The 5,938-nt window shown below is 27.7% G+C and carries 7 protein-coding genes; 6 read left to right on the forward strand and 1 reads right to left on the reverse strand.

All coding sequences use genetic code 11. From position 1 onward, the window contains the following. From QM495_RS05325 to QM495_RS05350, 6 genes are all read left to right on the forward strand, one after another. Positions 1–482 (forward strand): molybdopterin-binding protein (locus tag QM495_RS05325; protein ID WP_408671077.1); only part of this gene is annotated, 482 nt, incomplete at its 5' end. A gap of 39 nt (positions 483–521) precedes the next feature. Then, positions 522–1,001 (forward strand): cyclic pyranopterin monophosphate synthase MoaC, encoded by a 480-nt coding sequence (moaC, locus tag QM495_RS05330; RefSeq protein ID WP_408671078.1) that lies wholly within the window; start codon positions 522–524, stop codon positions 999–1,001. Next, the gene (locus tag QM495_RS05335) at positions 994–2,106 is read left to right on the forward strand and encodes an NTP transferase domain-containing protein (protein ID WP_408671079.1); all 1,113 of its coding nucleotides are present in this window, start codon (positions 994–996) and stop codon (positions 2,104–2,106) included. Before moaC ends, QM495_RS05335 begins: the two co-directional genes overlap by 8 nt. After that, positions 2,099–2,935, forward strand: coding sequence for a DUF1835 domain-containing protein (locus QM495_RS05340; protein ID WP_408671080.1), 837 nt, complete (start codon positions 2,099–2,101; stop codon positions 2,933–2,935). Before QM495_RS05335 ends, QM495_RS05340 begins: the two co-directional genes overlap by 8 nt. After that, on the forward strand, positions 2,935–4,014 hold the full coding sequence (locus QM495_RS05345; protein ID WP_408671081.1) for a HesA/MoeB/ThiF family protein: 1,080 nt from the start codon (positions 2,935–2,937) through the stop codon (positions 4,012–4,014). Before QM495_RS05340 ends, QM495_RS05345 begins: the two co-directional genes overlap by 1 nt. Next, complete coding sequence (locus QM495_RS05350) at positions 4,015–5,784, forward strand: MutS-related protein (RefSeq protein ID WP_408671082.1); 1,770 nt, start codon at positions 4,015–4,017, stop codon at positions 5,782–5,784. Here QM495_RS05350 and QM495_RS05355 read toward each other — a convergent pair. Next, on the reverse strand, positions 5,781–5,921 hold the full coding sequence (locus tag QM495_RS05355; protein ID WP_408671083.1) for a molybdenum cofactor biosynthesis protein MoaE: 141 nt from the start codon (positions 5,919–5,921) through the stop codon (positions 5,781–5,783). The genes QM495_RS05350 and QM495_RS05355 overlap by 4 nt on opposite strands. Positions 5,922–5,938 lie beyond the last annotated feature (17 nt).

Genomic DNA, 5,938 nt, shown 5'->3' on the forward strand with positions numbered 1-5,938 from the left:
ATTTTGATGTGTTATTATTTAGTGGAGCTGTATCAAAAGGAAAATTCGATTTTATTCCCGAAGTTTTAGATGAATTAGGTGTAGAAAAATTATTTCATAGAGTAAAACAACGCCCTGGAAAACCGTTTTGGTTTGGAAAAAAAGGAAGTAAAACAATTTTTGCTTTCCCAGGAAATCCAGTATCAACTTATGCAAGTTGTTTAAAATATTTTTATCCGTGGTATTATAAATCTGTTGGATTATCTCCAGAGAATAAACAACAAGCAATACTATCCGAAAATTTTTATTTTAAACCAAATTTAACCTACTTTTTACAAGTGAAAGTTAGTAAAAAAGACGGAAAAATTTATGCCACTCCAGTTACTGGGAGAGGTTCAGCAGATTTAGCAAATTTGGTAGATTCTGATGCTTTTTTGGAATTACCAGATGATAGAAGTAATTTTACCAAAGGAGAAGTATTTTCTTTAATAACGTATAGATAAAATAACGTCATTCTGAACTTGATTTAGAATCTTTCACTTATGGAAAAAGAATTCACTCATATAGGAGAAAAAAATACTCCAAAAATGGTAAATGTTGGTGATAAAAAAATTACCAAACGAAAAGCAACTGCTAAATCAATTATGTTTTTAGGAACAGAAATTATTTCACATTTTGAAAATAAGGAGTTAACAACCAAAAAAGGCCCCGTTTTTCAAACAGCTATCGTTGCGGGTATTCAAGCGGTAAAAAAAACTTCAGAATTAATTCCAATGTGCCATCCGTTATTAATTAATGGAGTTGATATTGCTATTGAAATTTTTGATAAAGAGCATATTGAAATTTTATGTTCTGTTTCTATTGAGGGGAAAACGGGTGTTGAAATGGAAGCTTTAATGGGGGCGAATATTGCCGCACTAACGGTGTACGATATGTGTAAATCTATTTCGCAAAAAATGATAATAAAAGAGGTGAAGCTAGTTAAAAAATCTGGAGGAAAAAGCGATATTAAAAATGGGTAAACATCAAAAACACGCTAAACTAAAGTTAAGAGAAAACGATAATTACGCGCCAAATGAAATAGCTTTTGTTGGAACGAAATGTGATGTGGTTTCTGATTTGGTACAACAAGTTTCTAAAAAGTTAAAAAATTATAAATTAGCCTATTTTGATGCTTCACATAGTAAAAATATAGATGAATTAACTATTGAAACTTTCACATATCATCATGAAGGATTTTTAAATAGCACCTCCAATAGAGGTATTAATAAATTCAATCAGCGCGTTCAGTTTTCACAATATGATTATGTTTTTATTAATGGAAATCATTATCAAGGAGCCAAGCAAATTTTAATTTTAGACAAAGATAAAGAAGCTTCGGTTTTAAAAAGATTAGATCAATTAAATAACATTCAATTTGTAATAAAATTGACAGAAGATGCTGATTTTTTTGATTTTTTAGTTGAAAATAATCCTCTAATTAAAAACTTACATTGTTACTCAATTAATGAAATTGATAAAATTTCAAAGCATATTGAAAATTTACTCAAAGAAAAAATTGCACCTATTCAAGGATTGGTATTGGCTGGTGGTAAAAGTGTTCGAATGGGGAAAGATAAAGGAACTTTGAACTTTTATGGCAAAAATCAACGTGATGTTGCAATTGAATTACTAGAGAAAAATAATTTAAAAACGTATTTGTCTGTTAGGTCAGCACAAGAAATTGAAATAGAACATAAGATTACTGATAAGTTTATAGGTTTAGGACCTTTTGGAGCAATTTGTTCTGCTTTTCAAGAAAATCCAGATGTTGCTTGGTTGGTTATTGCAACCGATTTACCCTTTGTAAATGATGCGGTTATTCAATTATTATTAAAACATAGAAATCCTTCGAAAGCAGCAACAACTATTAAAGGAAAAGACAAACAATTTCCAGAGCCTTTAATTACAATTTGGGAGCCGAAAAGTTATACGTTATTACTAAATTATTTAGCACAAGGCTATTCTTGTCCGAGAAAAGTATTGATAAATTCTGATATAGAAATTATTGAAGTTGATGATAATTTAATTAGAAATATAAATACTCCTGAAGAATTTAAAGCTGCACACAAAGAAATAAATGACTAAAACACTTCATGTTCTTAATGGTGATAGTACAGCTGAAATTTTAGAAAAATCTAAAATTAAAGGTGCTATTATTGTTTGGAGAGAATTATTGTGTGATGGTCCTTTGCATAAAAATGTTGGAAGTGATGAATTTTGGTTAAATAGATATACTTTTTTTGAACAAGAATTAGGAACGGAAAGGTTAGATTACTTTGATAAAACCATAAAAGAAATTGTAAAATTAGAAGATGTATCGGATTATAATGAAGTTGTTTTATGGTTCGAATTCGATTTGTTTTGTCAAGTTAATTTATTGGCATTGTGTACTTACTTGTTAGATAATTATGTAAAAAAGACAAACTATTATTTGGTTTGTACAGGAAATAAGAAAGGTGAAAAACAATTACAATCATTATTAAATTTCTCTCCTGAAGACTATGAAACTTTGTACGAGAATAAAATTTCATTAAGTAAATCTAATTTAGAATATGCTAAAAAATGTTGGAATGTATTTGTGGAAAATAGCTTTGAAGAGCTAAAGAATTTCAACTTTAATCAATCTTCAAAATTTCAGTATTTGCAAGTGGCAATGAATCAGCATTTATTACGATTTCTAAGTGAAAATGGTTTTAATCAAATTTCAACTAAAATTTTAGAAATTATAAACTTTAATTCGTTATCTGAGGTAGAAATTGTTAAAAATCTTTTAATTTGGCAGAAAGAAGAAACCGTTTATGGTTTTGGTGATATGCAGTATTTTCTGTATCTTAATAAGTTAGAAAATTACTATAGCATAAAAGAATACAAGTACTATTTAAATGAAAAAGGAAATGCTAAAATAAATCAATAATGGACTTCAATAAAGAAGATTATTTTCAACGCCAAACTACATTATCTGAAATAGGTAAAGAAGGGCAAAATTTGCTTCAAAAAGCAAAAGTTTTGGTTGTTGGTTGTGGAGGTTTGGGAAGCCCAATCGCCATTTATTTAGCAACAAGCGGTATTGGAGAATTGCATTTGGTTGATTTTGACACTGTTTCAGTTTCAAATTTACATAGGCAGGTTTTCTATAAGGTTGAAGACATTCAGCAGCCTAAAGTTGAAGTGTTGGCGAAAGAAATTAATAAACGTGCGCCTTTTACCAAAGTTTCATTTACCAATGAAGCAGTACATAAAAATTCAATTTTAAACCTTGTTTCAAAATTTGATATTGTTGTTGAAGGTACAGATAATTTACCCGTAAAATATCTTATAAATGATGCTTGTGTGTTAGCTAAAATACCATTAGTTTATGGTTCACTTTATAAATTTGACGGGTATGTTGCTACGTTTAATGTGTTAAATAATGATGGCGATTACACATGTAATTTGCGCGATGCATTTCCTGAAATTGCAACAAACATACCTAATTGTGAAGAAGCAGGAACTTTAAACCCAATTGTTGGTGTTATTGCTTTATTGCAGGTGAATGAAGTTTTAAAACTAATTACAAAAACAGGTAAACCATTAACCAATCAATTGTTAATTTACAATGCGCTTGAGAATACTCAGTTTAAGATAAAATTGAAGAAAAATAAATCATTAATTTTTGAAGATATTTTTAAAAACTCAAATTATTTAGATGCACATTGCACAACACAAGATAGCGCTTTATTAATTTCAAATGAAGAGTTTAAAAAAAGAGTTTCGGCTAAAAATATTGAAATTATAAGTGTTTTTAACCATACAGATATTAATTTTCCTTTTAAAGTGCATCAAAAAATACCATACAAAACTTTTGAGATAGATAACTTTACTCCTGATTTTGAAAAAGATTATGTAATTATCTGTAAAAAAGGAATCACAAGTTACGATGTAACTTTAAAAATAAAGGAAAAATATCCTTCCTTAAATATATTTAGTTTGTTTGAAGGAATAAATAGTTATTAAATGCAAAAACCATCGGAATTTTATAACACTCAAAAACTACATTTTGAGCAAGAGTTAAAGACGCTTAAAAAGAAATTAGCAATGTCTAGCATATTAAGATTAATTGTTTTTTTAAGCACAGTTTTAAGTGCTTATTTCTTTTTTGAAAATACTAAATTAGTAATTCCAATAGCGTTTCTAGGTATTGCATTATTTATCTATTTATTATTTAGACATTTCAATCTACAAGAAAAGAGCAATCTTAATAAAGGGCTACTTGAGATAAATAAAATAGAGTTGAAAGTTTTAAGTAGAGATTTTTTTTTATTAAATGAAGGGAATGAATATATAAATACAGCACATTCATTTAGTTATGATATTGATTTGTTTGGAAAAGGATCTTTTTTTCAATATTGTAATAGAACTGTTACAAATGAAGGTAGGCAAAAGTTTGTTGATTTATTATTAAATAACAATATTTTTAACATTAAAGAAAAGCAACGTGCAATTAATGAATTAAACCAACAACCTAAATGGAGACAACAATTTTCTGCTTTGGCTAGTTTGGTTAAAGTTCAACATCCAGCAAAAGAAATTGTAAATTGGATTCATAACTATACATCAGTATTTCCAAAAATTATAGTGTTTTTACCAAAAGTTTTTGCAGTAATTTCTCTTGCTTTAGTTACACTAGTTAGTTTACAAATAATTCCACAGCAATTACTATTAGTCTGGTTTTTATTTGGCTTAGGGATTTCAGGAGTATATTTAAAAAAGGTTAGTAAATTATACGATGATGCGAGTAATGCCAAAGATACTTTTAAGCAATATCATAAATTGTTAAATGAAATAGAATCAATTTCATTTACCTCAAAAATCTTAAAACAAAAACAACAGGAAATTCAAACCGAAACACAAAAAGCATCATTAATAGTTGCTAAATTTTCTAAGGTATTAGATTCTTTTGATCAGCGTAATAATTTGATAATTGCTATTATTGGTAATGGGTTTTTTCTACGTGATTTAGAGGAAGTTAATAAAGTTGAAAAGTGGATTCATAATTATAAAGATAAAGTAGAAAATTGGTTTCAAGTAATTGCTTTTTTTGATGCTCAAAACTCCTTAGCAAATTTTGCTTTTAACCATCCTAGTTATATTTTTCCTGAAATAAATTCAAGTACAAATGTAATTTCATCTAGAAACTTAGGACATCCTTTATTGAATAATTCACAGCGTATTGATAATGATTTTAGCATTCAAAACAAACAATTTTTTATTGTTACTGGAGCAAATATGGCTGGTAAAAGTACTTTTTTAAGAACGGTTTCTTTAGCAATAGTTATGGGAAATATAGGTTTACCTGTTTGTGCTGAAGAATTTAAGTATTCACCAATAAAATTAATTACAAGTATGAGAACTTCAGATTCTTTAGCCGATAATGAATCTTATTTCTTTTCTGAATTAAAACGATTAAAATTTATTGTTGATCAAATTAAAAATGAAGAATATTTTATAATATTAGATGAAATTTTAAAAGGAACAAATAGTACAGATAAAGCTATTGGGTCTAAAAAATATGTAGAAAAATTAGTAAGCTCAAAATCTACAGGAATCATTGCAACACATGATTTAAGTTTGTGTGAAATTGAAAATGATTTATCAGTAGTGAAAAACTATTATTTTGATGCTGAAATTATTAATAATGAATTGTATTTTGATTACAAATTAAAAGATGGTATTTGTAAAAATATGAATGCTTCATTTTTATTAAAAAAAATGAAAATTATTTAAGGGTGTGAATTTACCCAAACTTCACCATCTTCAAAATGCTCTTTTTTCCAGATTGGAACAGTTTCCTTTAACGTGTCAATAGCAAATTCACAAGCTTCAAAAGCAGCTTTTCTATGAGCCGATGAAACAGCAATAATTACAGGAACTGCACCAA

Source organism: Lutibacter sp., assembly GCF_046055765.1.
Lineage (GTDB): Bacteria > Bacteroidota > Bacteroidia > Flavobacteriales > Flavobacteriaceae > Lutibacter.

What these genes read in the sequence shown, in the direction of transcription:
- moaC (WP_408671078.1), top strand. Translation starts at nt 522, where the DNA reads ATGGAAAAAGAATTCACTCATATAGGAGAAAAAAATACTCCAAAAATG.
- QM495_RS05335 (WP_408671079.1), top strand. Translation starts at nt 994, where the DNA reads ATGGGTAAACATCAAAAACACGCTAAACTAAAGTTAAGAGAAAACGAT.
- QM495_RS05340 (WP_408671080.1), top strand. Translation starts at nt 2,099, where the DNA reads ATGACTAAAACACTTCATGTTCTTAATGGTGATAGTACAGCTGAAATT.
- QM495_RS05345 (WP_408671081.1), top strand. Translation starts at nt 2,935, where the DNA reads ATGGACTTCAATAAAGAAGATTATTTTCAACGCCAAACTACATTATCT.
- QM495_RS05350 (WP_408671082.1), top strand. Translation starts at nt 4,015, where the DNA reads ATGCAAAAACCATCGGAATTTTATAACACTCAAAAACTACATTTTGAG.